The organism is Finegoldia sp. BIOML-A1, assembly GCF_009678325.1.
GTDB lineage: Bacteria > Bacillota > Clostridia > Tissierellales > Peptoniphilaceae > Finegoldia > Finegoldia magna.
Genome location: NZ_WKZF01000001.1, coordinates 299,880 through 323,601, shown reverse-complemented (window position 1 = coordinate 323,601; position 23,722 = coordinate 299,880). Strand labels below are relative to the sequence as shown.

Sequence of the window (23,722 nt, the reverse complement as noted above, 5' to 3'; positions counted from 1 at the left end):
TCTAAAATTGTGAACTCGCCTTCGGCTCAGACAGCACAATTTTTTTACGATTCACTTCGCTTGAATTTATACTTATTTTCTCCGTATGATATTCTAACCGTATCGGTTTGTCTATTTTTATTTCATATATTTCTAAGTCGAATAAATAACGCCTCTTTTAACTTGGTCGTAGTTGGCTGTGATTTCTGCTGAAATCAAAATTATTTGCGAAGATAAATTAATCCACACAAAAAGTGCGAACACGCCTACCAATGGACCGTATGTCAAGGACATATTCGAAATGTTGGAAACGTAGAACGAATACAACACTGTAATTAAAAGCCATCCGATGGTTGCGATAGTTCCTCCTAGCATTGCGGATTTCCATTTGATACTTCTCGTTGAACCAAAATCAGGTGCGAATTTGTATAGCAATGTGAATCCAAAAATCATGGATACAATAGGTATTAAATATCTGAATAATTGTGCGAAGTAAGGTATTCGTATTTTCATATATTGCTCAATTAGATTTAAAATCAAACCACCAAATGCGATAAATACCAATGTCACCATCAACAATAAAAGTAGTACCACGGTGAACAGAATGCTTTTGAGTTGTGTTTTCAAAAATCCATTCTCGCTTCTCACATCAAATGCTTTGTTCATAGCTTTGATTAAAGATTTCAAAGCTTTAGAACTAGACCACAACGCCACCAACAAAGAGATGGAAAGTACAGATGAGGATCTGTTACTTATAATCGTGTTGATTAATGTCATTAGTATATTTCTCGTTTCAGAGGGAATTACTTCCATCCATTTGAAAATCAAATCAAGTTTACTAGCAGCAACCATCAACACAATATTTAATAAAACTATTAGAAATGGCACCAAGCTCATTATAAAATGATAGGTTGTTTGTGCGCTTAATAATGGGATTTGGTCTTCTTTTATTGATTGCAATAATTTTTTGAAGAACAAATTCTTTTTTTCTTTTTTCTGTTTTTTCATCATCTACCTCAAATATTCATCAAACCAATCGCAGATTTCTTTTAATCTTCTGATTCTGTTTTTAGGTTTTCCAGAACGTGAAAGTTCGTGGTTTTCTCCGTAAAACATCACAAACCTTGTTTGTGTGTTGTTAAGTTTCAAAGCTTGAAACATTTGCATTCCTTCAGACACCGGACATCTGTAATCTTTTGTGGAATGAATAAAAAGAGTTGGAGTGTGTGCATTCTTTGCGTATTTTAGCGGAGATTTATCCCACAATTTATCATAATCATCTAACACTGTTTCAGTGTGGTTTTGATCTGTTCCAAAATAATATCCAATATCTGAAATCAAACTGAAAGAAATCCAATTTGAAATCGAACGTTGACTTACAAAACAATCAAACCTGTTAGTGTGGGTCATCATCCAATTTGCCATGAATCCTCCGTAAGATCCTCCGGTGTAGCCAAGTTTGTCGATAGGATATTTGTCAATAACAATATCTGTGAATTTCATCAAATCTGAATAATCCACATCTCCGTATTTTCCTCTTATATCCATAAATTCATTTCCATATCCGTCACTTCCACGTGGATTTGTATAGAAAACAAAATATCCTTTAGAAGACAGTAATTCCATTTCATGGAACAATACTTCACCGAAAACAGTTTTTGGACCGCCATGTACGGACAAAACGCCTGGATATTTTTTATTTTCGTCGTAATCTTTTGGATAAATCACCCAGCCTGTGAATGAATTACCATCATTTTCGAAAGTAAATTTGTCTTTTTTGCTTATATGATATTCGTCATTATTTAAATGAGTTAATTGTTCTCCATTTAATTTGTAAACTTCTTGTCCGTGATTTTCAGTAATCAAGACGTAGTAAACATCATCGTTTTTTACAGAAATCATATTGATAGAATTATTTGTGGAGAAAATCTTATCGAATTTGTAATTCTTATCCATTCTCAAAATCGCACTGCCATATCCTCCTAAAATTACAAAATACATGAAGTCGTCAGTTTTTTCGATTTGACTACCATAAGAATATTTCAAATCACATCCTATGGAATTGTACAAGCAGTAGTGTTCTTCGTTTAGCTTTATAGCTTTATTATCCACAACTTTGTAGATTTCACAGTCTTGGTTGAGCCCATGTTCTTTTCCATCTGTGGCGAGAATCACAATATCGTCATTGAAATATTTCGCAGACATTATCATAAAACCTTGTAAAATCACAGACTCTTTTCCAGATTTCAAATCGTATTCAACTAATTCATCTTCGATTTTCATTACGTTTTCGTAGGAATTTCTCACGAAAATAAGTTTTGATTTGTCATCATTGATGTCTACAGATGAAATATTTGAAAATTCATCTGTTAGTATATCCGTTTTGTCGATGCTTGGAAAATATCTTGCAAGTCTAGTTCTTTTCTTGTCAGTAAACCCAACAGCATTTTCAAAATAAGGTAGTTCTGTGAGAACTTCGACATCATTGTTTTTTTCTTCCTCTGTTATTTTATTCATTTCGTGATGTCTGTCGAATTCGTATTTTACAATAAAAGAATCTTCTAATTCAAAAAGAACGTCCACACTTTTCAAATCTATGTCGAATTCTTTTACAGCCTCTCCACCATCGACGGGAAGTCTGTAAAAAGATGATGTGTCAGAATCTTCTTCTTTTTCTGAATTTCTCATAATCAATAAATCTCCATCATTCAATTCAAAAAAAGAAGAGTCCTTGTTGGAACTTGTGAAGTTTTTATTGCCTCCTACTTTGTGTATGTTAGAATCGTATTTGTTTTCTTCTATATTAGCTGTGGTTGTAACACAGAAAATATCGTCTGAGTTTTTTAAAGCTTTTAACTTTGAAATAAATGTAAAGTCTTTAAATGAATCGTAATCGAAATATTTCATATAACTCTCCTTCATTTATATATTAAGATAATTATAACATAATCGACTGCTACGATATACTTTAGGAAAAGTAATACATTGAAAATGAATTGAATTTTAATGTAAGTATTTTGAAAGTTCGATTATATTTATTAACTGAGTGTTAAATAAATTTATCGAACATACATTTCAAATAAGTTATACAAATTTTTTCCACAAAAATTGACGATAATTTGTGTAAAAAATTTGGCTTATTTCAAGATATCCACAAAGTTATCCACATTATCCACATTTATCCACAAAAACTTACCAACAATTTGGGATAAAATATCGTGAATAATTTTTGAATATCAACTGAATAATTTATAGTTTTTTTATGGTATTATATATGAGAGGTGAAAACGAATGAAATTGGATGAAGATTTTTCAGATATAAAACAAAGAATTTTGATAAACTTGAAGACTAGAAACTTGTATTTTAAGACATTTAGTGGATGTGAGAAACTTTTGGATATTGATTTGATGCAGTTACAAAAAAAGGGCGCATTTCCTACAGAAGAATTGTACAAATCAGAACTTCGAAAGGTGAACAACTACATTGAAGATTTTTCTAATGTGAGTATAGCGAATAAATTAATAGAATTTGTGTATTACTTTTTGTTGATAACTTCTGTTGGACTTTTTACCAATCTAGTTAGAAATTTTTTAGGATTGGAATTTAAACAAATTTCAGTGTCTGCAGTTATACTTTATTTGACGATGTTTGCAGCTGTAATCGCAACTCCGATTATAATCTCCAGAAAAGAAAAGAGATTTCATGACAGTAAATTCAGATACATTTTGATTGCCATATCAGCGATTGGAATTGTTTTGTTTTCATATTTTTCGATTTTTTCAGGACCAGTGAAGCAAAATTTGTTCACACTGAATATTATTATTTACATTTTAATATTGGTAGGATTTTTTGCAATTACAATATTAATGAAAAAATTATCCACAAAATAAATTGGCCGCCTAGTTTGAAATCAGATTGATTTTGGATTTGGCGGTTTGTTTCTTATGTAAAATAATTTAATGTGCTATAATTGTTGTATTGGTTAATTTTAAAAGAAAGGATACAAGTATGAAAAGAAATCTCAATCTGATAAAAAGGGTTATGCCTTATTTTAAAAAATACAAATTCATTTTGATGTTTGATTTGTTCTGTGCTGCTCTTACGACGCTTACAGATATGGTGTTGCCGATGATTTTGAGAAGACTAACAAACGCAGGGCTTGGAACATATTCTTTGACAAGAGAAATGATTTACAGAATGGCGGCTTTGCTTTTGGTCATCAAAATAATAGATTTGTTGGCAGGATACTACATGACAAAAACTGGTCATATAATGGGAGCAAAGATTGAAACGGACATGAGATACGATGTGTTCCAACATTTGCAAAAACTTTCCGATTCGTATTTTAACGAAACAAAAGTCGGACAAATTATGGCAAGAATTACATCTGATTTGTTCGATATAACTGAATTTTCGCATCACTGTCCAGAAGAATATTTCATTGGACTTATCAAAATAATAGTTTCATTTGTAATCTTAGTTAGATTGAATGCATTATTGACGGTGATTTTGTTCTTATCAATTCCTTTAATGATTGTGTTTGCATCCAAATACAACAGAAGAATGCGAAAAGGATTCAAAGAACAAAAACATCACATCGGAGTGTTGAATGCGGACATAGAAGACAGTTTGCTAGGAGTTAAAGTTGTAAAATCATTCGCAAATGAAGATGTCGAAATCGAAAAATTCCAAAAAGGTAACAAGAAATTCTTGGATATAAAATCAGAAACTTACGCATCAATGGCTGGATTTAACACGATAACAAAAGCATTTGATGGAATAATGTACATTATCGTGGTTTTATTCGGTGGACTTTTCCTAGTCGAAGGGAAGATGAGTAGTGGGGACATCGTAGCATTCATCCTTTATGTTCAAACGTTACTTACAACTGTGAGAAGAATTGTAGAATTTACGGAACAATTCCAACGTGGAATGACTGGTATCGAAAGATTTACGGAAATAATGGATCAAGATATCGAGATTTTCGATGACGAAGACGCTGTGGATTTGGAAAACGTCAAAGGTAAAATCGAAATCAAGGATGTTAGCTTTAAATACAATAACAACAGCGAGAATGTGCTTAACAATATTTCATTTACGATAAATCCAGGACAAAAAGTTGCCTTGGTGGGACCTTCAGGCGGCGGAAAAACCACTTTGTGTAATTTGATTCCTAGATTTTACGATGTAGAAGATGGAGAGATTTTGGTGGAAGGAATTGACGTTCGCAAAATCAAACTTCAATCGCTTCGTTCAAACATCGGAATGGTGCAACAAGATGTGTATTTGTTCAGTGGAACTGTCAGAGAAAACATATTGTACGGAAAACCAGATGCAACAGAACAAGAAGTAATCGATGCAGCAAAAGCAGCAGGAGCGTACGATTTTATAATGAACTTGGAAAATGGATTTGACACTTATGTTGGAGAACGTGGAGTAATGTTATCAGGTGGTCAAAAACAAAGAATTTCAATCGCGAGAGTTTTCTTGAAAAATCCACCGATTTTGATATTAGACGAAGCTACATCAGCGCTTGACAATAAGAGCGAATTTATCGTGCAAGAATCATTGGAAAACTTGGCAAAAGGAAGAAGCTCACTTACAATAGCCCACAGACTTACAACGGTTCAAAACGCAGATTTGATTTTGGTGTTGACTGAAGAAGGAATAATCGAACGAGGAACGCACCAACAATTAATGGAACAAAAAGGATATTATTATAATTTGTACACACAAGGTGGCAGATTATTGGTGTAAATATGAAAGATATCAACTGCAATGCAGTTGGTATTTTTTTATTTGTAGATTGATTTTATTATTTTAATGATATAATTAAATTAGATATATACAAGGAGACAACAATGGAAATCAACGATAATATTTTATTTGTAAATTCTATAATTGATGATGCAATCAGAAAAAATTCCAGCGACATTCACATTGAACCATTTGAAGAAAATGTCAGGATTAGATTCAGAATCAATGGAAGTTTGATGGAATACAAAACTGTGGACAAGAGTATGCATTCAAAAATAATTACTAGAATTAAAATAATGAGTGAGCTTGATATTGCAGAAAAGAGACTTCCACAAGATGGAAGAATTACATATACATATGAAAACACAAAAATAGATCTTAGAATTAGCATTATCAACACAATTCACGGTCAAAAATGCGTTATTAGAATTTTGAATCCAGAATCTTTCAAAATCGGTATGCAAAATCTTGGGATTTCTGAATGTGAACAACAAATGATAGAAGGATTTACGAAATTTGAAAACGGAATGGTACTGATTTGTGGGCCAACTGGAAGCGGGAAAACAACAACGCTTTACACAATGCTAGAACGAGAAAATACAATCGATAAAAATATTATCACGATTGAAAATCCAGTTGAGTACAATATTTTTGGTATCAATCAAATTCAAATCAACGAAAAAATCGGGCTGAGATTTGATAATACGTTGAAGTTTGTACTAAGACAAGACCCTTCTGTAATAATGGTTGGAGAAATTAGAGACTTGGAAACTGCGAAGCTTGCGATTAGAGCATCCATCACAGGCCACAAAGTTTACTCTACAATTCACACAGACGATTGCTATCAGTCCATAATCAGACTTATGGATATGGGAATTGAAGATTATATGATAAGAGCATCTCTTAAAGTTGTTATCGCGCAAAGATTGGTGAGAAAATTGTGTCCTCATTGTAAGAAAAAAGTCACGCCAACACCTTCACAAATGGAAGTTTTCAGATCTAACGGATTAAATCCAACTGAAATTTACGAGCCGGGAAATTGCGATGAATGTAGTTCTGGTTACGAGGGAAGAATGGCTGTCATGCAAATACTAAAAATCGACGATGATTTGAGAAGTTTAATCAAAAAAGATATGAACTTGAAATCTTTGAAAAATTACGGTGAAGAAAATAACATCGACAGTTTGTTCAAAAAAGCTTTGATACAAGTAGCACTTGGCAATACTTCATTTGACGAAGCAATGAGGTTGTACAATGAAGATTGACAGTTTATTAAAAGAAGATAGCATCTTAAAAAAAGAAATAAATCTCAAAGTATCGAAGAAAAAACTGTTTTTGTTTTTGAGACAGTTTTCAATTCTTCTGAACGCTAAGATTCCAATCATCGAAATCATAAATCTACTTAAAGAACAAAAAGAATTCAAGCAACTTAAACCGAGCTTGGACAAAGTTTCTGAGAATTTGAATAATGGAATGAGCGTGTCGGAAAGTTTTGCAAATGACAAAAACTTCGATATGTTTTTTACATCAATGATGAAACTCGGAGAAGAAAGTGGGAGGCTCGACAAAGTAGTCTACGATTTGAGTAAATACTATGAGAGAACCTACGATATCAACAAAAAAGTTCAAAACGCTATGATTTATCCTATAATTCTCACTGTTACGGGAATTGTAATGCTGATATTTATGCTCAAAAACGTCATTCCTACATTTGTGGATTTGTTCGAAAGCTCTGACATGGTGCTGCCACTGTCTACAAGAATTTTAATTTCAGTATCAAATGCAATTAACGAGAACGGATTATTAATACTCATTATTTTACTTTTAATAACAGCAGGAGGTATTATAGCTTATCGAAGAACAAAATTTGGATATTATCTGGACAAATTCAAAACGACCAAATCAATTTTTGGTAAACAAAGAAAAATCGTAATTTCATCAGAAATTGCGAGGAGTTTGAGCATAACTCACAAAAATTCCATGACGATTTTGGATGGACTCATCATAATTCAAAAATCCATGAAAAACAAATACTACAAACAACAACTTTCCGATATTTTCAGAGAAATAGAATCCGGAGAGTTTACACTGGAAGAAGCGTTCAATAAAAGAAAAATTACTCCGCAAGTGTTCAACTCTATGCTAAAAGTTGCAGAAAACACTGGAGAACTGGGAGATATTTTCGAAAAATTATCAGAATTTTACGATGGGGAAGTGGAATATGCAATCAAATCATTTATAAGCATATTAGAGCCAATGCTTATAATCTTCATGGCAGTAATCGTAGGATTTATCGTAATATCCATCACTATTCCTATGTTTGACGTGATAAACTCATTCAATTAAAAAACTGTGGTATAAAATATTAAAGCTCATGCACGAATATCTAGACTACAAAAATTGTTGATTTCTAAATCTTAAAATCCTAAAATCGTAAGTACGCTTCGCTTACGCGGTACGAAAGTCAATTTTTTCCGTATGATATTCTTAGCATGAGCGTTGAATATTTTATTAAAAAAGCATTGAATATTATCATCAAAAAAAGAGGGCTGTTGTCACAGTCCTATTTTTTGGTTAGTGGATATTTTATTCTACATTGATTATTTTGTCGAAAAGATTTGCATCTTCGTCGATTTTTGTATCATTTCCTACAACTACTAAGTGGTTTTCTTTCATTGCTTTTTTGATTATCTTAGCAAATTGTTTTAAATCATCCACTGTTGTGTGTAGCATATTTTCAAGATAATTTTCATAATCTTCTATTGTTCTTCCAGACAAATACATGTTAATCGAACGACTTCCTTTTGTGAATGTAGTCATTGGTGGGTTGAATTGGTTCACAGTTCCGATTATGAATTGTTTCATTTCTTTTTCATCAAATCTCATGTTTTCAACAAATTTATCGATTTGATCATAGATGTCGATTGTGTTTTTGATGTTAGGATCTCTGTAGGAATATACATATAATATTCCATTTAAGCTTACGCTCATTCCAACTCCGTAAGCACCGCCTTTTGCTCTGACTTCGTTGTACAAGAATGAAGTGTTCAATATATTTGTCAACACAGTTATTTTGGAATTGTATTCAAACCCGTATTTTTTCAAATCGGCTGATTTTACGACGTAATTAACATTTGAAGAAGTCTTGTATGCTTCTTTTAATTTGAAGAATTTTGTAGGAGAAGATTTGATGTCGATTTCTTCTGTGTTCATTTTAGAAATCAATGATTTTTGCAATTTATCGAAGAATTTATTTGCGGATTCTTGTTCGTTGATTATGCTTACAATCATATCGTTTGAATTTACGATTTTTTCGTAGTAATCTTTTAATTTATTCAAAGTGATGTCTGCTTTTTCATCGAAATCATTCAACACGTCGCACAATTTTTCGTAGTAGCTAATTCCTGAACATTCATCTTCCAACACGCTTTTTTCTGAGAATGATGCCATAGAACGTGTCAATGCGAATTGGTTTCCGGCTTCAAGTATTCTCGTTTTGTATTCTTGTTTTAGGTTTTGAAGTATATTTTTGAATCTATTTTTGTCTTCAAATTTCACATTAAACAAGTATTCTTCCAATATTTTAATACATTCATCTTCTGTTTTTTCTATTGTTTTGAAGCTGAACATAAATTTGGATTTTAAATCTTGGCCGTTTTTTGTATTGTTCAAATGAATTGCCGTGAATATTCCACCTGATGCAAGATATGTTTGAGTGTATAATTTTTTGTAGTCGTAATTTGTAGTGTCGCTTAGTCCGATATAATCGGATAGAAGTGACAAATAGAAGTAATCTTTTTGAGAGAACTTCGACAAATCAAACATAAATGATGCGTAGTGAATGTTTGATGTGAATAGATTTGGATTTAAGAATGTGTAATTGTCGATTTTCTTTTCGATTCTTTCTACATCTTCAAGTTTTGCGTCAATATCGGAAAGTTCCAACGTTGGAATAGTGTCTTTTTGTTCTTTTGTGTCTTCTTCTGATTGGAATTGTTCCAAGTTTTTGTTCAAATCTACTAATTCATTCAATTCTTCATCAGACAAGCTTTCCTTGTATTGTTTTAATTTTTCCTTAACTTCGTTGTCTTTTTTCAAATTAAGACCTGGCGTTGCTTTCAATGATAGAATCAATTTGAAGTTGTTGTTTAACAATTTTTCTTCGATGAATTTTTCGTAGTAATCTGTATCGATTAATTTTCTGCATTCTGCAAGAGTTTCTGAGAATTGCAATTGGTCGTAGTAGCTATCTGAGTACATGAAACTTAGAGCAGATTTTAAGAAATAGATAACTCCTTTTGTGTGGAAACTTCCAGCTTCTTTCAAATCATATTCCAATTTATTGAGAGTAGAAGTAAGTTCGTCCTTGTCGATTCCGTTTTTTACGATGTTTTCTAATTCTCGTTTAATTAATGATTCAAATTTTTCGGTGTTTTTTACATCTGAGTTCTCAGCGATAACACCCATTGTGATTTCTTGGCCGTAAGATGATACGCTCTCTACAGATTCACAGATGTTTTCTTGCAATAATTTTTCTTTGATTATCGCAGATTCGTTGGAGAACAATACGTCACTTAAAATAGTTGATACGAATGCATCTTTTACATTTGTGATGTGTCCGACATTTGCAGCATAAACCAATACATCTTTTCCGTCAGGCTTTTCGTCTTTTGATATATTGTATTCGACTTGGACTTTTTTAGCTTCCTCAAATGGTTTTTGGTAAGGAATGTCTGAGTCGATTTTTTTGTAATCATATTCTTCCAAATATTCTGACAAATGATCCAATTCTTCTTCGATATTTCCGTTTCCGTAGAAATAAATAAACGAATTTGATGGATGGTAGTATTTGTCGTGGAATTCCAAGAATTTTTCGTAAGTTAAATCTGGAATGCTGTAAGGATTTCCGCCCGATGAATGCGCATAAGTTGTATCTGGATACAAATATTTGAACAATTCATCGAAGATAATCGTGTAAATTGAACTGTAAGAACCCTTCATTTCGTTGTATACTACACCATTGTATTTGATATCATCATCGACATTTTTTATTTCGTAATGCCATCCTTCTTGATAGAAAATATTTTTCTTTTCGTAAACAATTGGATTGAAAATTGCATCCAAATAAACGTCCACGAGATTTTTAAAATCTTTGGCGTTACGACTTGCTACAGGATAGCAAGTTTTATCTGGATAAGTTATCGCGTTCAAAAATGTTTGTAGCGATGATTTTACCAAGTCCATAAATGGTTCACGAGTTGTGTATTTTTTGGATCCATTAAGAACTGAATGCTCCATTATGTGAGCGACACCTGTGCTGTCTTGAGGAATTGTCTTAAATGCAATTGAAAAAACTTTGTTTTCGTCATCGTTAGCTAGTTTCAAAACCTTTGCCTTTGTCTTTTCGTGTTCGAAAATATAGGCCGTTGAATTGATATCAGATAATTCTCTCGTATCTATTAATTTAAAATTTTTATAATCTTTCATAAAAATCTCCTTTTTTCTTTTTAATATATTATATCAAATTGCGAAAACTTAACAAAATCACAAATTTATTAAATATTTGTTTATTTGGGTATAAATAATTGTTAGTTACATTCACAAATATCAGTTTTTAAAACTGTATATGATATAATAAATAACAAATAAGAGGTGAGAATATGAAATTAATATCATGGAATGTTAACGGATACAGAGCCGTTATGAAAAAAGGCTTTAAGGAAGCATTTGATAATTTGAATGCGGATATTTTTTGTTTACAAGAAATAAAAATGAAAGAAAATCAAATGACTGAAGAAATGGAATTTGAAGGTTATCACAGATATTCCTATTCAGCTAACAAGGCTGGTTATTCTGGAACTTTGGTTTACACAAAAGTTGAGCCAATTGGAGTAAGTTATGGGATTGGAATTGATGAACACGACACTGAAGGACGTGTGATTACTTGCGAATACGAAGATTTTTTCTTGGTGAATGTCTACACTCCAAACTCTAAACAAAAACTAGAACGCTTGGATTATAGAATGGTGTGGGAAGATGAATTTCACAATTATTTGAATATTTTAAGGGACAGAAAACCTGTAATTGTGTGTGGAGATTTGAATGTCGCTCACAATGAAATTGATTTGAAAAATCCACAATCAAACAGGCGTTCAGCAGGATTTACCGACGAAGAAAGAAATAAAATGTCACTTTTATTGAATGACGGATACATCGACACATTCAGATATTTTTATCCAGATAAAACTGATGAGTATTCTTATTGGTCGTATTTTGCAAAGGCGAGAGAAAGAAACGCTGGTTGGAGAATAGATTATTTCTTGGTTAGCGATGATTTGAAGGACAATCTTGTTGATGCTAAAATTCACCAAAGCATAATGGGATCAGACCATTGCCCAGTTGAATTGGAAATAAATTTTTAAGGAGAGATTATGAGTAGAAATAGAATTTGGATAAGTGGAGCAGATGGAAAAATCGGAAAAGTTTTACAGAAATATTTGGATCCATTTGAAGATGAGGTATTGGCAACAGACAAATACATCGTAGATATTGTAAATTCCGATGAAACTTCTATATTTGCAAGAAGAAACAGACCGAATATAATCATAAATTGTTCTGCATTAACAGATCCTGTATTGTGTCAAGAAAATCCGGACGAGGCTTTCAGAGTAAATGCTTTGGGAGCTAGAAACATGGCGGTTGCAGCGAATACTGTGGATGCAAAAATAATTCACATGTCTGCAGACGATGTTTTCAGTGGACAATCCAGAAGTGCATACAGAGAATACGACACTCCACATCCTACAACAATGTATGGTAAAAGCAAATTGATGGGAGAAAATTTCGTAAGAGAATTCAGCGTGAAACATTTTATTTTGAGAACAAGCTGGTTATTTTCACCAGTAAATCACAGAGTAGAAGACATTATAAAAGAAGCAATTCAAACAGGAAAAGTTTACGTTCCTAAAGCACAATACTCTTCTCCGACAAGTGCATATCAATTAGCTGAGTTTATCGTAAAATTGATGGCTACTTACGATTATGGAATTTATCATGCATCATGCGAAGGAGTTGCTAGTAGAAAAGAATTTGCAGAAGAAATCTTGAAAATAAAAGGAATTAATGCAGAAGTAATAGAAGATGAGAATTTGAGAGTAGAAGGCCACAGACCAGATTTTACAGCTTTGGAAAACTTCTTATTGAATACTTCACAAATTTACAAATTCACAGATTGGCAAACTTCTTTGAAAAAATATATAGAAAAAAACAATTTGTAATGCAAAATGAATTTTAAGAAAAAGGAAAGATATTTATGAAACAAAAGAAAAAAATGGGACTTACAACTCAAATTTTCATAGGATTATTTTTAGGGTTGTTTGTCGGAATAGTTTTTAATCTATTTGTTCCTTCATCATATATAAAAGATACAATTTTGGTAAATGGCGTATTTGATGTATTGGGACAAGGATTTATTAGATTGATGCAAATGCTCGTGGTTCCATTAGTATTCTTCTCACTTGTAACTGGCGCAATGAGCATGGGAGATACTAAAAAACTAGGAAAAATCGGAGTCAAAACACTTGTATTTTATTTGTTCACAACTGCCTTGGCGATAACGTTGGCGCTATTATTGGCATCATTTATCAAGCCTGGAGTTGGAATTGATCTTACCAAAGTAAGTCAAACAGCAGAGGCCAATCCTGCACAAGCTGTTTCACTAAAAGATACTGTATTGAATTTAATTCCTACAAATCCAATTCGAGCGATGTCTGAAGGAAATATGTTGCAAATAATTTTCTTTGCACTCTTAGTTGGAATTATTTTGGCAAATTTGGGAGAAAAAGCACACAACGTAGCAAATATTTTCGAAGAATTCAACGACATAATGATGGATATGACAATGATTGTCATGAAGTTTGCGCCAATAGGTGTATTTGCTCTTATTGCAAAGACATTTGCAACTTTAGGATTATCTGCAATATTCTCTATGTTAAAATACATGCTCACAGTAGTTTTAGGATTGGGATTGCAACTTTTCTTAGTTTATATGGTTTTATTGACTATTTTTGCAAAAGCAAATCCATTCAAATTCTTGAAGAAATTCTTCCCAGTTTTGGGATTTGCGTTCTCCACATCATCTTCAAATGCAACAGTGCCAATGAACATCAACAAATTGGAAGAACTTGGAGTTAGCAGGAAAATTTCTTCATTCACAATTCCACTTGGAGCGACAATCAACATGGACGGAACTGCAATCATGCAGGGAGTTGCGGTAGTATTTGCAGCGAACGCTTACGGAATGCAATTGACTCCACAAAATTTCTTGACAGTAATTGCTGCAGCGACACTTGCATCAGTAGGTACTGCGGGAATTCCATCTGTTGGATTGATAACTTTATCCATGGTATTTAATTCAATTGGACTTCCAATATCTGCGATTGCAATGATAATGGGAATAGACAGAATTTTGGATATGATTAGAACAGCGATAAATATCACAGGAGATGCCGTGTGTACAGTTATCGTCGCTAATAGTTCTGGTGAAGAATATTTTGATAGAAAAAAATTTAATTCGTAAATTATAATAAATGATAAACACTTATAGAATATTTCAATAAGTGTTTATTTTTTTATCTGATATAATGAATATAAGGAGGGATAATTTTGAAATTAGAGAATAAACATATCAAAAAAATCATCGTTATTCTAGTAGTAGTTCTTGCATTTGTTTTTATCAAACCACTAAGAGAAGGAATAACGAACATGTCAAAAGCATTTCAAGACCTTGAAAGTGTAAAAGCGTACATAAGATCTTTCGGGAAAACTGCGGTTATAATTTCATTCTTGATGATGATTCTTCAATCAGTTGCAGCGCCAATCCCAGCCTTTTTAATTACTTTTTCAAACGCCGCTATTTGGGGATGGGTTAAGGGAAGTATATTGTCTTGGACATCTGCAATGGCTGGAGCGGCACTTTGTTTTGGTATTGCTAGATTTTTGGGAAGAGATATTGCGGAAAAATTTGCAACAAAAGGAGCATTAAAAGAAGTAGAAGGATTTTTCGACAGATACGGCAAGAACGCAATTTTGGTTGCAAGATTATTGCCATTTGTTCCATTTGATCCGATAAGTTATGCAGCGGGATTGACTCCGATGGGATTTTGGGAATTTTTTATCGCGACAGGAATTGGACAACTTCCAGCTACTTTGATTTATTCTTATGCAGCAAGTAAATCGACAAATCCATCTACATGGGTAAAAGGACTTATTATTTTGTTTGGAGTGCTTGCGCTTGGAATGTTGATGAAGAGAATTTATAACGATAAACAAGCAAAGAAAAATATATAAAAAAGAAAGCCTCAAACTTTCCTAGAAATAAACAAGCCCTTATGTACAAAAGTACATAAGGGCTTGTTGTTTTTATATTATTTAATATTTTGATGTTAAATTTCTTTTATTTGTTCGACTAATTTATCGAATTGCATTGCATGAGATGCTTTTACTAAAATTAATGTGTAACTTGTATCGAAAAGAACAATTTAAGATAAATTAGAAATTATATTTACAAAGAAGAATCAAAACATTATAATTAAATTGAAATCGATAATAGATTTTAATTTAATTGTCATGGAGGAAATATGAAAGTAAAAAAATTAGCACTAGGAGATACATTGCGAGGCAATTCTTCACAATACAAAAATAGTAAAATTAGAGTTAAAATGCAAAGTCAGTGGAACCAGCCTGTTAATTTTACTGTTAGAGGTCAATGGGAGAGTAATTAAATATGAATAAGAATATTTACAAAAGGACAATTTCACAACTACTAATACCGTTTTTTTTAACAGTATTAGTTGGAGTTGTTTTCACTGTGTTTATGGGTTTTACAGAAGGACAAGTGGCATCTTACAAATATAAAGTTGGAGTGTATTTGTATAGTACTACTTATTTAGATTTTTTAGCACCTATTTTGTTTATTGCACCATTTGTATGGCAAATTTTTTACGAAAAGAAAAATAGGTTTTATGATTTAGAATGTATGAGAATATCTTCTAAGCAATTAGCTATTTCAAAGGTTGCATCAATATTGAGTGTAGTTTTTTTGGCTGTAGTTGCTTCTTATTTTATTTCTGCTTTGATACTTATTAACTTTGTACCAATTAATACCATATCAAAAGAATCTACAATAAATAGCAAAATTTTTATTGATTTGATTATTGGGAAACCAATATTTTTTTCTTTTATTTTGAGTTTATGGAAGGGAGTAATTATGTCGTTAATAGCTTTAATTTCCATTCAATTAAGTTATAGAATAAAAAATATACTACTTATTTCAACTATACCATTTTTTGGAATACTTATTACTGGATTTTTGCTTGGATCATTGAATTTAGGAGCCTTTTCCTATCAAGGATTTTATGTGTTTGAAGCTATTGCGTATGATGGAATATTAAATTACTTAATAGGATTATTTTCGTTAATACTTGTTAATTTTTTTGCATATATTTTCATGATTAGGAGAAAATCTTATGAATAAATTTATAAAGTCTGAGGTATATAGATGTTTAAAAAATCCCGTGGTGATTTTTTTATGTGTTCTATTTACATTTTACTCTTTCTTTATAGTTGATAGTACAAGCTCTTATAACTTGAATTATATAGAATGCATCATAGATATTTTTAATAATCATTATTATTTTAGATTTTTATTTTTTCCGATGATAGTTCTGATATGTATCATTGATAAGAATAAGATTTATAACTATAGTGCTATAAGATTTAGGAACAAAGTAGATTTTATATTATTAAAACATATAGCAAAGATGGTATCTGTTTTAGCTATATTAATATTAAATCTAATTACGGCATTTATAATTTGTGCTATATTCAAACCTGTTAGTTTCAAGTATAGTTATGATGTTTTAAAAGTAGCAGAGGATAAGGAAATTATTTTTAATGTTTTTAGGAATTTTAGCGAGTATCCTGTTATAAGTCTGATTTGTATATGTTTATTTTTGCTTGCAGGGACGAACTTATTAATTTTTATTATATGTTTTCTTGAACAAAAGATGAATAGAATGTATGCTGTTGGGTTTATAGCTTTTTTTTATATAATTCAAGGGATAAATGATTTGTTTTTTGACATTAGTATTCTAAGAAGTCAAGTTTTGTTTGATTTTTACATGTATATTTTATCAGATAATGTTACGAAATTTATTGTGGGATTTTTGATGGTTTTGCCAGTCGTTCTCAGCGTTAATAAATTTTTAGAATATAGGTCAAACTTATCGATATTTAGAATTAATAGGTATAATCATATTATTCCTATGACATTAATAATGGTTTTGATAACTTGTATATATAATTTTTCCAAACTTATTGGTAAAAATAATTCCGTAGCAGATGTCTTGTTCTTGAATGCTTTTCATCCTTATATTAAAGACTCATCAGCTTTTATAATTATGTATAATGAGATTATTTTTCTGTTAGTGGCTTATTCTGTGTTGGCTTCTTTAGAATATATTAAGGAAAATTTATCATCATTTGTAAAGGTTAGATTCAGAGATAAGAGAATATATAATAGGATGCTTTACGCAAGTGCGATTAGATTTAGTTCTATGTATTTTATGGTTTATATGAGCATTATTTTACTTGCATGTACTATTCAATATTTTATTTCAGGGAAAGTAAAGTTAACAGATGAAATAATTCAAGGCTTGATGATAAGAGACTTTAATTATATGAATATATTTGGAATATATGTAATCAATTATTTACAGATTCTTCTTGTGATTACAGTATCTGTATTTTTGTCAAAATATATTAAGCCTGTGATTGCTTCGGGGATAATTTTTGTATTGATATTTTTATCTTACTTTAAGGAGATTAACTTAATTTTTGTTGGGATTCAAGATTTTTTAAATTCTAGTTATAGTGAATTGATATATATAGTTGGATATATTTTAACAATAGGGATTATTAAAAAGGTAATGATAGAGGGAGATTTATGGAAAAGATAATAAAATTATCAAATGTTAGCAAAAAATTTGGATCTAAAGAAATTTTTAGAGATTTAAATTTGGAGATATTTGAAAATGAAATAGTTGGATTTGTAGGGGAAAATGGTATTGGTAAATCTGTATTATTTAAAATTATTGCTGGATTAGAAAATCCTAATGTAGGCAGTGTAGAAGTATTTGGTATTAAGATAGGGAAAGAAAGAGATTTTGCACCTAATACAGGGATATTAGTAGATTCTCCGGGATTTATTGAATATTATGACGGTTTTACAAATTTAAAAATGTTGGCAGAAATAAACGACAAAATTTCGGATAATGATATTAAGTCTATAATGAAAAAATTAGGCTTAGATCCTGAAAATAAAACTAAATTAAAAAATTATTCATTAGGAATGAAACAAAAGTTGGGGATTTGCCAAGCTATTATGGAAAATCAAAAGCTTATTATGCTAGATGAACCATTTAATGCACTAGATGAGGAAACTAATAGAATTATGATTAATTTAATAAAAAGTTTAAAAAAAGAAGGAAAAACGATACTTATAATTAGTCATCAATTGCAATCTTTGAAGGAAATAAGTGATAGGGTGTTTATTATTAAGAATCAAAATATTAGTGATTTTAATTTAAAAAATGTGAACTAAGAAAACTTAGTTCACATTTTTATTTTATAATTCTTTTATTTGTTCGACTAATTTATCGAATTGCATTGCATGAGATGCTTTTACTAAAACTAATGTGTTGTCCACGATTAATTCTTGTAATTTTTCAAGTAATTCTTCTTTTGTTTCAAAGTAGAACACTTTGTCTTCTGCAAAGTTTGTACGTGCTCCTTTGATTATGTTTTCTGCTAATGGTCCAGTTGCCAATACGTAGTCAATTTTTTCTGGGTTGATTGATTTGCCTATGTTTTTGTGAAGGTTGATTTCGTTATCTCCAAGTTCTAACATATCTCCTAACACGGCGATTTTTCTACTATATCCGTGCAATCCGTAAGCAGTTTCAAGGCAGCTTGTAAGTGATTGTGGATTTGATTTGTAGCTGTCGTTTAGGATGTGGAATTTGTCTAGTAGAATAAGTTCGTTTCTCATTCCCGTCAATTCGATATTTTTTAATCCTTTGGCGATATCTGTGTAATCCAATCCCATAAGTTCTGCTACGATTATTGACATTGTAGCGTTGTACATTTGATGATGACCCAACAATTCTATGTTGAACACATGATCGTTGATTGAAAATGTCGATCCTGTTTCATCGGCTTTGATCATTTCCATTCTGTATTCGCTGCCCGGTTTTATTCCGAAAGTGATTGTTTTTTCAGGTAATTTGTATTCTTGTTTTACTTCTCTAAGAACAGGATCATCATTGTTTAAAATGAAAATTCCATCTTCTTTCAATCCTTCAAGGATTTCAAACTTCGCTCTGGCTATGTTTTCTTTTGTTTTTAAATTTAGTAGGTGACTGTCACCGATGTTTGTAATCATCGCGATATCAGGATGAGCGATGTTTGTCAATTGTCTGATTTCACCAAAATTTTCTGTTCCCATTTCAAGAACTGCAACTTCAGTGTCATCGTCAATGTCAAATATCGTTTTGGACAATCCGATTTCGTTGTTGTAATTTTTTTGTGTTTTAACGACTTTGTATTTTTCTTTTAATAGTGAACTCATGATGTCTTTTGTAGTTGTTTTTCCGTTGGAACCAGTTATAGCGATTACTTTACAGTTTAAACTGTTGATGTATCCTCTAGCCAAATCCATCATAAATTCTTTTGTATTGTCTACTTCAATTACGGGATAATCGTTGATATTTCTGTAATCTCTGTTAACTACACAGCAAGATGCGCCTTTTTCAAAAGCCATCTCTATGTAATTTTGTCCATCGAAATTATCTCCTCTAAGAGCGATGAACATGTTGTCTTTTTCGATTGTTCTTGTATCTGTGGAGATACCTTTTACCATTATATCGTGGTATTTTTCGTTTATTATCGTGTTAGTTAGTTCTGTTATTGTTTTTAAATTTCTTGTTAACATTATTACCTCTCTAACTTATATGCTTTATTTTTTTCGTATTCTTCAATTGCCAAATCAATTAAGTTGTCGAATACTTCTGAAACACTCATATCGTTAGTGCATTTCCATAAAACTGGAAACATTGAATGTGGAGTTAGTCCTGGAACTGTGTTGATTTCATTCACCCAAAGCTCATTGTCTTTTACGAACATATCAACTCTTGAAAATCCTGACAAACTCATTAATTTGTACACTTTTTTTGCCAAATGTCTTGCTTTTAATTCTAACTTTTCATCCATTGGAAATGGTGTAAGCATTTCTGTTTTTGAATCGTTGTATTTTGCATCGTAATCGAAAAACTCTACATCGTGTATTTGGTATACACCCGGACGTGATGCAACTGGATTGTCATTGCCCATAACTGCTATCTGAAGTTCAGGACCGATGATTTCTTCTTCGACCAAAATTCTTCTGTCGTATTGGAATGCGTTTTGGATTGCTTGTTCCAATTCTTCTTCTGTTTCTGCTCTCATAACACCAACAGATGAACCAGCGTTACATGGTTTTACATAAACTGCCTTGGATGTTTTGTCGAAAATTTCCTTCAAATTGTATTCATCGTTTTTGCAAAGTACTACGTATTTTGCTTGAGGAATTTTGTTCAATTCGAAAATATCGTTAGTGTATCCCTTGTCCATGCAAAGTGCAGAACCCAACACATTACATCCTACAAATGGCAAATCCAAAACTTTTATGAAACCTTGGATAGTTCCATCTTCACCGTAACTTCCGTGAATTGCAGGAAATATTACAGTGTTTTCTGGATTGATTTTACTGATACAATCGCTGACAGATTCTATTACAGAAAGCTCAGTGTCAAGCACTAATTCGTCGTCGGATTTTATTTCTTCAGTTATGTTTTCTTTCATTATGAATTTTTTATCGCGGCGAACGAAAATCGCACTTACGTTGTATTTTTCTTTTGATAAATTATTTATTAATGTTCTAGCACTTGTGATACTTACTTCGTGTTCAGTACTAGGACCGCCATATAATACATATATATTTTTTTGCATAATTTTTGTCCTTTCTTGTGACTCATTAATATATTACTATAACTAAATCATTATATCAATAAATTAGAAAAATGTATCATTTTTGTTGATTTTAATAAAAAACAATACAAATTTAATAGGACTATTTTACAAATGTGGTAAAATATAGTTGAGCTAAGAAATAGGAGGATTTTATGAAAAAGGAAGAATTTTTGTTGCAATTTGAAAAAAACTTATTTAATTTGTTTGGGAAAGATTTACAAACTTCTACTAAAAAAGAAAAATATATAGCTTTTTCTAAAATAATAATGAACGAATTGGCAGAAGATTGGAAGAAAACTTCTGACAAACACAAAAATTCACGCAATGCCTACTATTTTAGCGCGGAATTTTTGATAGGAAGATCTTTGGGAAATAATTTGTTGAATATGGGTTTGGACGAAGAATATTCACAGATTTTAAAAGGATTGGACATCGACATCAATGAGTTGGAAATTCAAGAAGAAGATGCAGCTTTGGGAAATGGTGGATTAGGTAGACTTGCGGCATGTTTCATGGAAAGTGCAGCGAGTTTGGATTATCCGTTGACAGGTTATGGAGTGAGATATCGCCAAGGACTTTTTAAACAATATTTTCACAACGGATTTCAGATGGAAGTCGGAGATAATTGGACATTGGACAAGGATCCTTGGTCAAGACGTGTAGAATCCGAATCCAAAATCATTAGATACAAAAACCAAGTCGTAAAAGCAGTTCCTTATGATATGCCTGTTGTAGGATACAAAAATCACGTTGTAAACACTTTGAGGCTGTGGCAGGCAGAATGTGATGACGGATTTGATTTTCAAAAATTCAACAATTTTCAATACGATGATTCTGTAAAAGAAAAAAACAGGGCAGAAGATATCACCCGAGTTTTGTATCCTAATGATATACAAAGACCGGGAAAAGTTTTAAGGCTTAAACAACAGTATTTTTTCTGCAGTGCATCAATTCAAGATATAATTGAAAAATACGAGAAAAACTTCCCAAATGATAAGGATTTTGAAGATTTTGCAAAATACAATACTATCCAATTAAACGATACTCATCCTGTTATGGCTATCCCTGAAATGATGAGAGTGTTTATGGATGATAAAAAACTTTCTTGGAAACAAGCTTGGAATGTTACAAGCAATGTGTTCAATTATACTAATCACACGATTTTACAAGAAGCTATGGAAAAATGGAGCGTCGATGTTGTAGAAGAAGTGAGTCCTAGAATTATGGATATTATCGCTGAAATCGACAGGAGATTTGTCAGCGATTTGGTGGGATTGTATTATTCTGTCGATAGGATAGATAATCTCAGAATTGTGAAAGATAATACTGTTAATATGGCTCATTTGGCAATATTAACAGCCGTAAAGATTAACGGCGTTGCAAAAATCCACACAGAAATTTTGAAAAACGAGACATTAAAATCATGGCACGATTTGTATCCGGATAAATTCGTCAACAAAACAAATGGAATTACTCCAAGACGTTGGCTATTTTATTCAAATCCAGAGCTAACGAATTTTATAACAGAACTTTTGGGAGAAGATTGGAAAACTGATCTAACAAAATTAAAAGAGCTTGAAAAATTCCAAGACGATGAGAATGTTTTGGAAAAACTAATGGAAATCAAACTTCACAACAAAATCAGACTCAAAAAATACATCAAAGAGCATGAAAATATCGATGTAGATGAGAACTCGATTTTCGATATACAAGTTAAAAGACTTCACGAATACAAGAGACAATTACTGAATGCTTTTCACATTTTGAATTTGTATTATAAAATCAAAAACAACGAAGTATCCGACATTCCAAAACAAACTTATATATTTGGAGCGAAGGCTGCTCCTGGTTATTTCAGAGCAAAGGCTATTATCAAATTCATAAATGAGGTCAAAAATCTTGTGAATAATGATGAACAGGTTAACAAATATATTAAAGTAGTGTTCTTGGAGAATTTCAACGTATCAATCGGAGAATTGGTGTATCCTGCAGCAGATGTTAGTGAACAGATTTCAACTGCGGGAAAAGAAGCCTCAGGAACTGGAAACATGAAATTTATGTTAAACGGGGCTTTGACTTTGGGAACTTATGACGGTGCTAACATTGAGATTTTCAATCATGCTGGTGAGGATAACAACTTCCCATTTGGAGCAACTGTAGATGTGTTAAATTCGATTAAAGACACATACAATCCTGTGGAGTATTATTATAAGGATGAAAATATAAAACGCGTTGTGGATACTTTGCTAAGCGATTTGATTAATGACAGCGGCTCATTTATGTTCTTGGATATTTACAATTCGCTTGTAAACAGAGATTCTTCATTTAAATTGGACGAATATTTTGTGATAAAAGATTTTAACGATTACGAACGAATTCACGAAAAGATTTTACAAACTTATACTGATGAAAGAAAATGGGCGAAAATGAGTTTGATGAACATCGCTAATTTCGGGGAATTTTCATCGGATAGAACGATAAAAGAATATGCAGAAGAGATTTGGAGGATAAAACCAAATGAAAAAATTTAAAAAGAGTGATATTAACTCAAAGATATTTAATAAAGGAAATAAAGTTTTGTTTTTTCAAGCTGATGGGATTTGTCCATGTGTTCCAGCAAGAAGTGATTTGGAAGATATAGAAAAATCCTTTCAAGACGAAATAGAATTTTACGAATATTCAGCTAAAAATGTTAGACAAATCAACGAGGATGAAATAATCAAACATTTTGAAGCTTTGCCATTTCCAACGACATTGTTCATAAAAGATGGCAACATTATTTACAGATTAGTTGGAGATAATTCAAAATCAACTTACAGAAATTACGCAACCAAATTATTAGAAGAAAAATAGGAGATA

General features: G+C 31.6%; 19 protein-coding genes. 14 read left to right on the top strand and 5 right to left on the bottom strand.

The window, feature by feature from the left end; all coding sequences use genetic code 11:
* Window positions 1–132: 132 nt before the first annotated feature.
* Together GKG00_RS01520 and GKG00_RS01515 are read right to left on the bottom strand one after the other, a co-directional pair.
* Window positions 133–987: a YihY/virulence factor BrkB family protein gene (locus GKG00_RS01520; protein WP_154253916.1), complete on the bottom strand. Its 855-nt coding sequence runs from the start codon at window positions 985–987 to the stop codon at window positions 133–135.
* A gap of 3 nt (window positions 988–990) precedes the next feature.
* Window positions 991–2,886: a S9 family peptidase gene (locus GKG00_RS01515; protein WP_154253915.1), complete on the bottom strand. Its 1,896-nt coding sequence runs from the start codon at window positions 2,884–2,886 to the stop codon at window positions 991–993.
* A 384-nt stretch (window positions 2,887–3,270) separates the two neighbouring features.
* Here GKG00_RS01515 and GKG00_RS01510 point away from each other — a divergent pair, with 384 nt between their 5' ends.
* The 4 genes from GKG00_RS01510 to GKG00_RS01495 all read left to right on the top strand — a co-directional run bounded on the left by GKG00_RS01510 (window position 3,271) and on the right by GKG00_RS01495 (window position 8,083).
* Window positions 3,271–3,870 (top strand): hypothetical protein, encoded by a 600-nt coding sequence (locus tag GKG00_RS01510; RefSeq protein WP_154253914.1) that lies wholly within the window; start codon window positions 3,271–3,273, stop codon window positions 3,868–3,870.
* A gap of 118 nt (window positions 3,871–3,988) precedes the next feature.
* Window positions 3,989–5,737 carry an ABC transporter ATP-binding protein gene (locus GKG00_RS01505; protein ID WP_154253913.1) on the top strand — a complete coding sequence of 583 codons (1,749 nt, stop codon included), beginning with the start codon at window positions 3,989–3,991 and terminating at the stop codon, window positions 5,735–5,737.
* A gap of 104 nt (window positions 5,738–5,841) precedes the next feature.
* A complete protein-coding gene (locus tag GKG00_RS01500; RefSeq protein WP_154253912.1) occupies window positions 5,842–7,002 on the top strand; it encodes a GspE/PulE family protein in 1,161 nt (386 codons plus the stop codon).
* The gene (locus GKG00_RS01495; RefSeq protein ID WP_154253911.1) at window positions 6,992–8,083 is read left to right on the top strand and encodes a type II secretion system F family protein; all 1,092 of its coding nucleotides are present in this window, start codon (window positions 6,992–6,994) and stop codon (window positions 8,081–8,083) included. The genes GKG00_RS01500 and GKG00_RS01495 overlap by 11 nt, the downstream gene beginning before the upstream one ends.
* Window positions 8,084–8,323: 240 nt before the next feature.
* On the opposite strand, the gene GKG00_RS01490 is transcribed toward GKG00_RS01495, so the two are convergent.
* Window positions 8,324–11,224, bottom strand: coding sequence for an insulinase family protein (locus GKG00_RS01490; protein ID WP_154253910.1), 2,901 nt, complete (start codon window positions 11,222–11,224; stop codon window positions 8,324–8,326).
* 173 nt (window positions 11,225–11,397) lie between these two features.
* Here GKG00_RS01490 and GKG00_RS01485 point away from each other — a divergent pair, with 173 nt between their 5' ends.
* The 8 genes from GKG00_RS01485 to GKG00_RS01450 all read left to right on the top strand — a co-directional run bounded on the left by GKG00_RS01485 (window position 11,398) and on the right by GKG00_RS01450 (window position 18,398).
* Window positions 11,398–12,159 carry an exodeoxyribonuclease III gene (locus GKG00_RS01485; protein WP_154253909.1) on the top strand — a complete coding sequence of 254 codons (762 nt, stop codon included), beginning with the start codon at window positions 11,398–11,400 and terminating at the stop codon, window positions 12,157–12,159.
* A 9-nt stretch (window positions 12,160–12,168) separates the two neighbouring features.
* On the top strand, window positions 12,169–13,014 hold the full coding sequence (locus GKG00_RS01480; RefSeq protein WP_154253907.1) for an NAD(P)-dependent oxidoreductase: 846 nt from the start codon (window positions 12,169–12,171) through the stop codon (window positions 13,012–13,014).
* 35 nt (window positions 13,015–13,049) lie between these two features.
* The gene (locus GKG00_RS01475; protein ID WP_154253906.1) at window positions 13,050–14,315 is read left to right on the top strand and encodes a dicarboxylate/amino acid:cation symporter; all 1,266 of its coding nucleotides are present in this window, start codon (window positions 13,050–13,052) and stop codon (window positions 14,313–14,315) included.
* Window positions 14,316–14,401: 86 nt separating this feature from the next.
* Window positions 14,402–15,085, top strand: a complete 684-nt coding sequence (locus GKG00_RS01470) for a TVP38/TMEM64 family protein (RefSeq protein WP_154253904.1) — start codon at window positions 14,402–14,404, stop codon at window positions 15,083–15,085.
* A 290-nt stretch (window positions 15,086–15,375) separates the two neighbouring features.
* Entirely contained in the window at window positions 15,376–15,519 is a 144-nt protein-coding gene (locus GKG00_RS01465) for a hypothetical protein (RefSeq protein ID WP_154253903.1), read from the top strand.
* Between the two features lie 2 nt (window positions 15,520–15,521).
* Entirely contained in the window at window positions 15,522–16,271 is a 750-nt protein-coding gene (locus GKG00_RS01460; RefSeq protein ID WP_154253902.1) for a hypothetical protein, read from the top strand.
* A 532-nt stretch (window positions 16,272–16,803) separates the two neighbouring features.
* Window positions 16,804–17,754, top strand: coding sequence for a hypothetical protein (locus GKG00_RS08865; RefSeq protein ID WP_172976486.1), 951 nt, complete (start codon window positions 16,804–16,806; stop codon window positions 17,752–17,754).
* Complete coding sequence (locus GKG00_RS01450; RefSeq protein WP_154253900.1) at window positions 17,742–18,398, top strand: ATP-binding cassette domain-containing protein; 657 nt, start codon at window positions 17,742–17,744, stop codon at window positions 18,396–18,398. Before GKG00_RS08865 ends, GKG00_RS01450 begins: the two co-directional genes overlap by 13 nt.
* Window positions 18,399–18,422: 24 nt before the next feature.
* Here GKG00_RS01450 and murF read toward each other — a convergent pair whose 3' ends face one another.
* Both murF and GKG00_RS01440 read right to left on the bottom strand, forming a co-directional pair.
* A complete protein-coding gene (gene murF / locus GKG00_RS01445; RefSeq protein ID WP_102164216.1) occupies window positions 18,423–19,787 on the bottom strand; it encodes a UDP-N-acetylmuramoyl-tripeptide--D-alanyl-D-alanine ligase in 1,365 nt (454 codons plus the stop codon).
* A 2-nt stretch (window positions 19,788–19,789) separates the two neighbouring features.
* Window positions 19,790–20,842 carry a D-alanine--D-alanine ligase family protein gene (locus GKG00_RS01440; RefSeq protein WP_154253898.1) on the bottom strand — a complete coding sequence of 351 codons (1,053 nt, stop codon included), beginning with the start codon at window positions 20,840–20,842 and terminating at the stop codon, window positions 19,790–19,792.
* 173 nt (window positions 20,843–21,015) lie between these two features.
* Here GKG00_RS01440 and GKG00_RS01435 point away from each other — a divergent pair, with 173 nt between their 5' ends.
* Both GKG00_RS01435 and GKG00_RS01430 read left to right on the top strand, forming a co-directional pair.
* Window positions 21,016–23,394 (top strand): glycogen/starch/alpha-glucan phosphorylase, encoded by a 2,379-nt coding sequence (locus GKG00_RS01435; RefSeq protein ID WP_154253896.1) that lies wholly within the window; start codon window positions 21,016–21,018, stop codon window positions 23,392–23,394.
* Complete coding sequence (locus GKG00_RS01430) at window positions 23,381–23,716, top strand: thioredoxin family protein (RefSeq protein ID WP_102164219.1); 336 nt, start codon at window positions 23,381–23,383, stop codon at window positions 23,714–23,716. Before GKG00_RS01435 ends, GKG00_RS01430 begins: the two co-directional genes overlap by 14 nt.
* Window positions 23,717–23,722: the final 6 nt, after the last annotated feature.

Coding starts and splice junctions, on each gene's coding strand:
- GKG00_RS01520 (WP_154253916.1), bottom strand. CDS start 987: ATGAAAAAACAGAAAAAAGAAAAAAAGAATTTGTTCTTCAAAAAATTA.
- GKG00_RS01515 (WP_154253915.1), bottom strand. CDS start 2,886: ATGAAATATTTCGATTACGATTCATTTAAAGACTTTACATTTATTTCA.
- GKG00_RS01510 (WP_154253914.1), top strand. CDS start 3,271: ATGAAATTGGATGAAGATTTTTCAGATATAAAACAAAGAATTTTGATA.
- GKG00_RS01505 (WP_154253913.1), top strand. CDS start 3,989: ATGAAAAGAAATCTCAATCTGATAAAAAGGGTTATGCCTTATTTTAAA.
- GKG00_RS01500 (WP_154253912.1), top strand. CDS start 5,842: ATGGAAATCAACGATAATATTTTATTTGTAAATTCTATAATTGATGAT.
- GKG00_RS01495 (WP_154253911.1), top strand. CDS start 6,992: ATGAAGATTGACAGTTTATTAAAAGAAGATAGCATCTTAAAAAAAGAA.
- GKG00_RS01490 (WP_154253910.1), bottom strand. CDS start 11,224: ATGAAAGATTATAAAAATTTTAAATTAATAGATACGAGAGAATTATCT.
- GKG00_RS01485 (WP_154253909.1), top strand. CDS start 11,398: ATGAAATTAATATCATGGAATGTTAACGGATACAGAGCCGTTATGAAA.
- GKG00_RS01480 (WP_154253907.1), top strand. CDS start 12,169: ATGAGTAGAAATAGAATTTGGATAAGTGGAGCAGATGGAAAAATCGGA.
- GKG00_RS01475 (WP_154253906.1), top strand. CDS start 13,050: ATGAAACAAAAGAAAAAAATGGGACTTACAACTCAAATTTTCATAGGA.
- GKG00_RS01465 (WP_154253903.1), top strand. CDS start 15,376: ATGAAAGTAAAAAAATTAGCACTAGGAGATACATTGCGAGGCAATTCT.
- GKG00_RS01460 (WP_154253902.1), top strand. CDS start 15,522: ATGAATAAGAATATTTACAAAAGGACAATTTCACAACTACTAATACCG.
- GKG00_RS08865 (WP_172976486.1), top strand. CDS start 16,804: ATGAATAGAATGTATGCTGTTGGGTTTATAGCTTTTTTTTATATAATT.
- GKG00_RS01450 (WP_154253900.1), top strand. CDS start 17,742: ATGGAAAAGATAATAAAATTATCAAATGTTAGCAAAAAATTTGGATCT.
- murF (WP_102164216.1), bottom strand. CDS start 19,787: ATGTTAACAAGAAATTTAAAAACAATAACAGAACTAACTAACACGATA.
- GKG00_RS01440 (WP_154253898.1), bottom strand. CDS start 20,842: ATGCAAAAAAATATATATGTATTATATGGCGGTCCTAGTACTGAACAC.
- GKG00_RS01435 (WP_154253896.1), top strand. CDS start 21,016: ATGAAAAAGGAAGAATTTTTGTTGCAATTTGAAAAAAACTTATTTAAT.
- GKG00_RS01430 (WP_102164219.1), top strand. CDS start 23,381: ATGAAAAAATTTAAAAAGAGTGATATTAACTCAAAGATATTTAATAAA.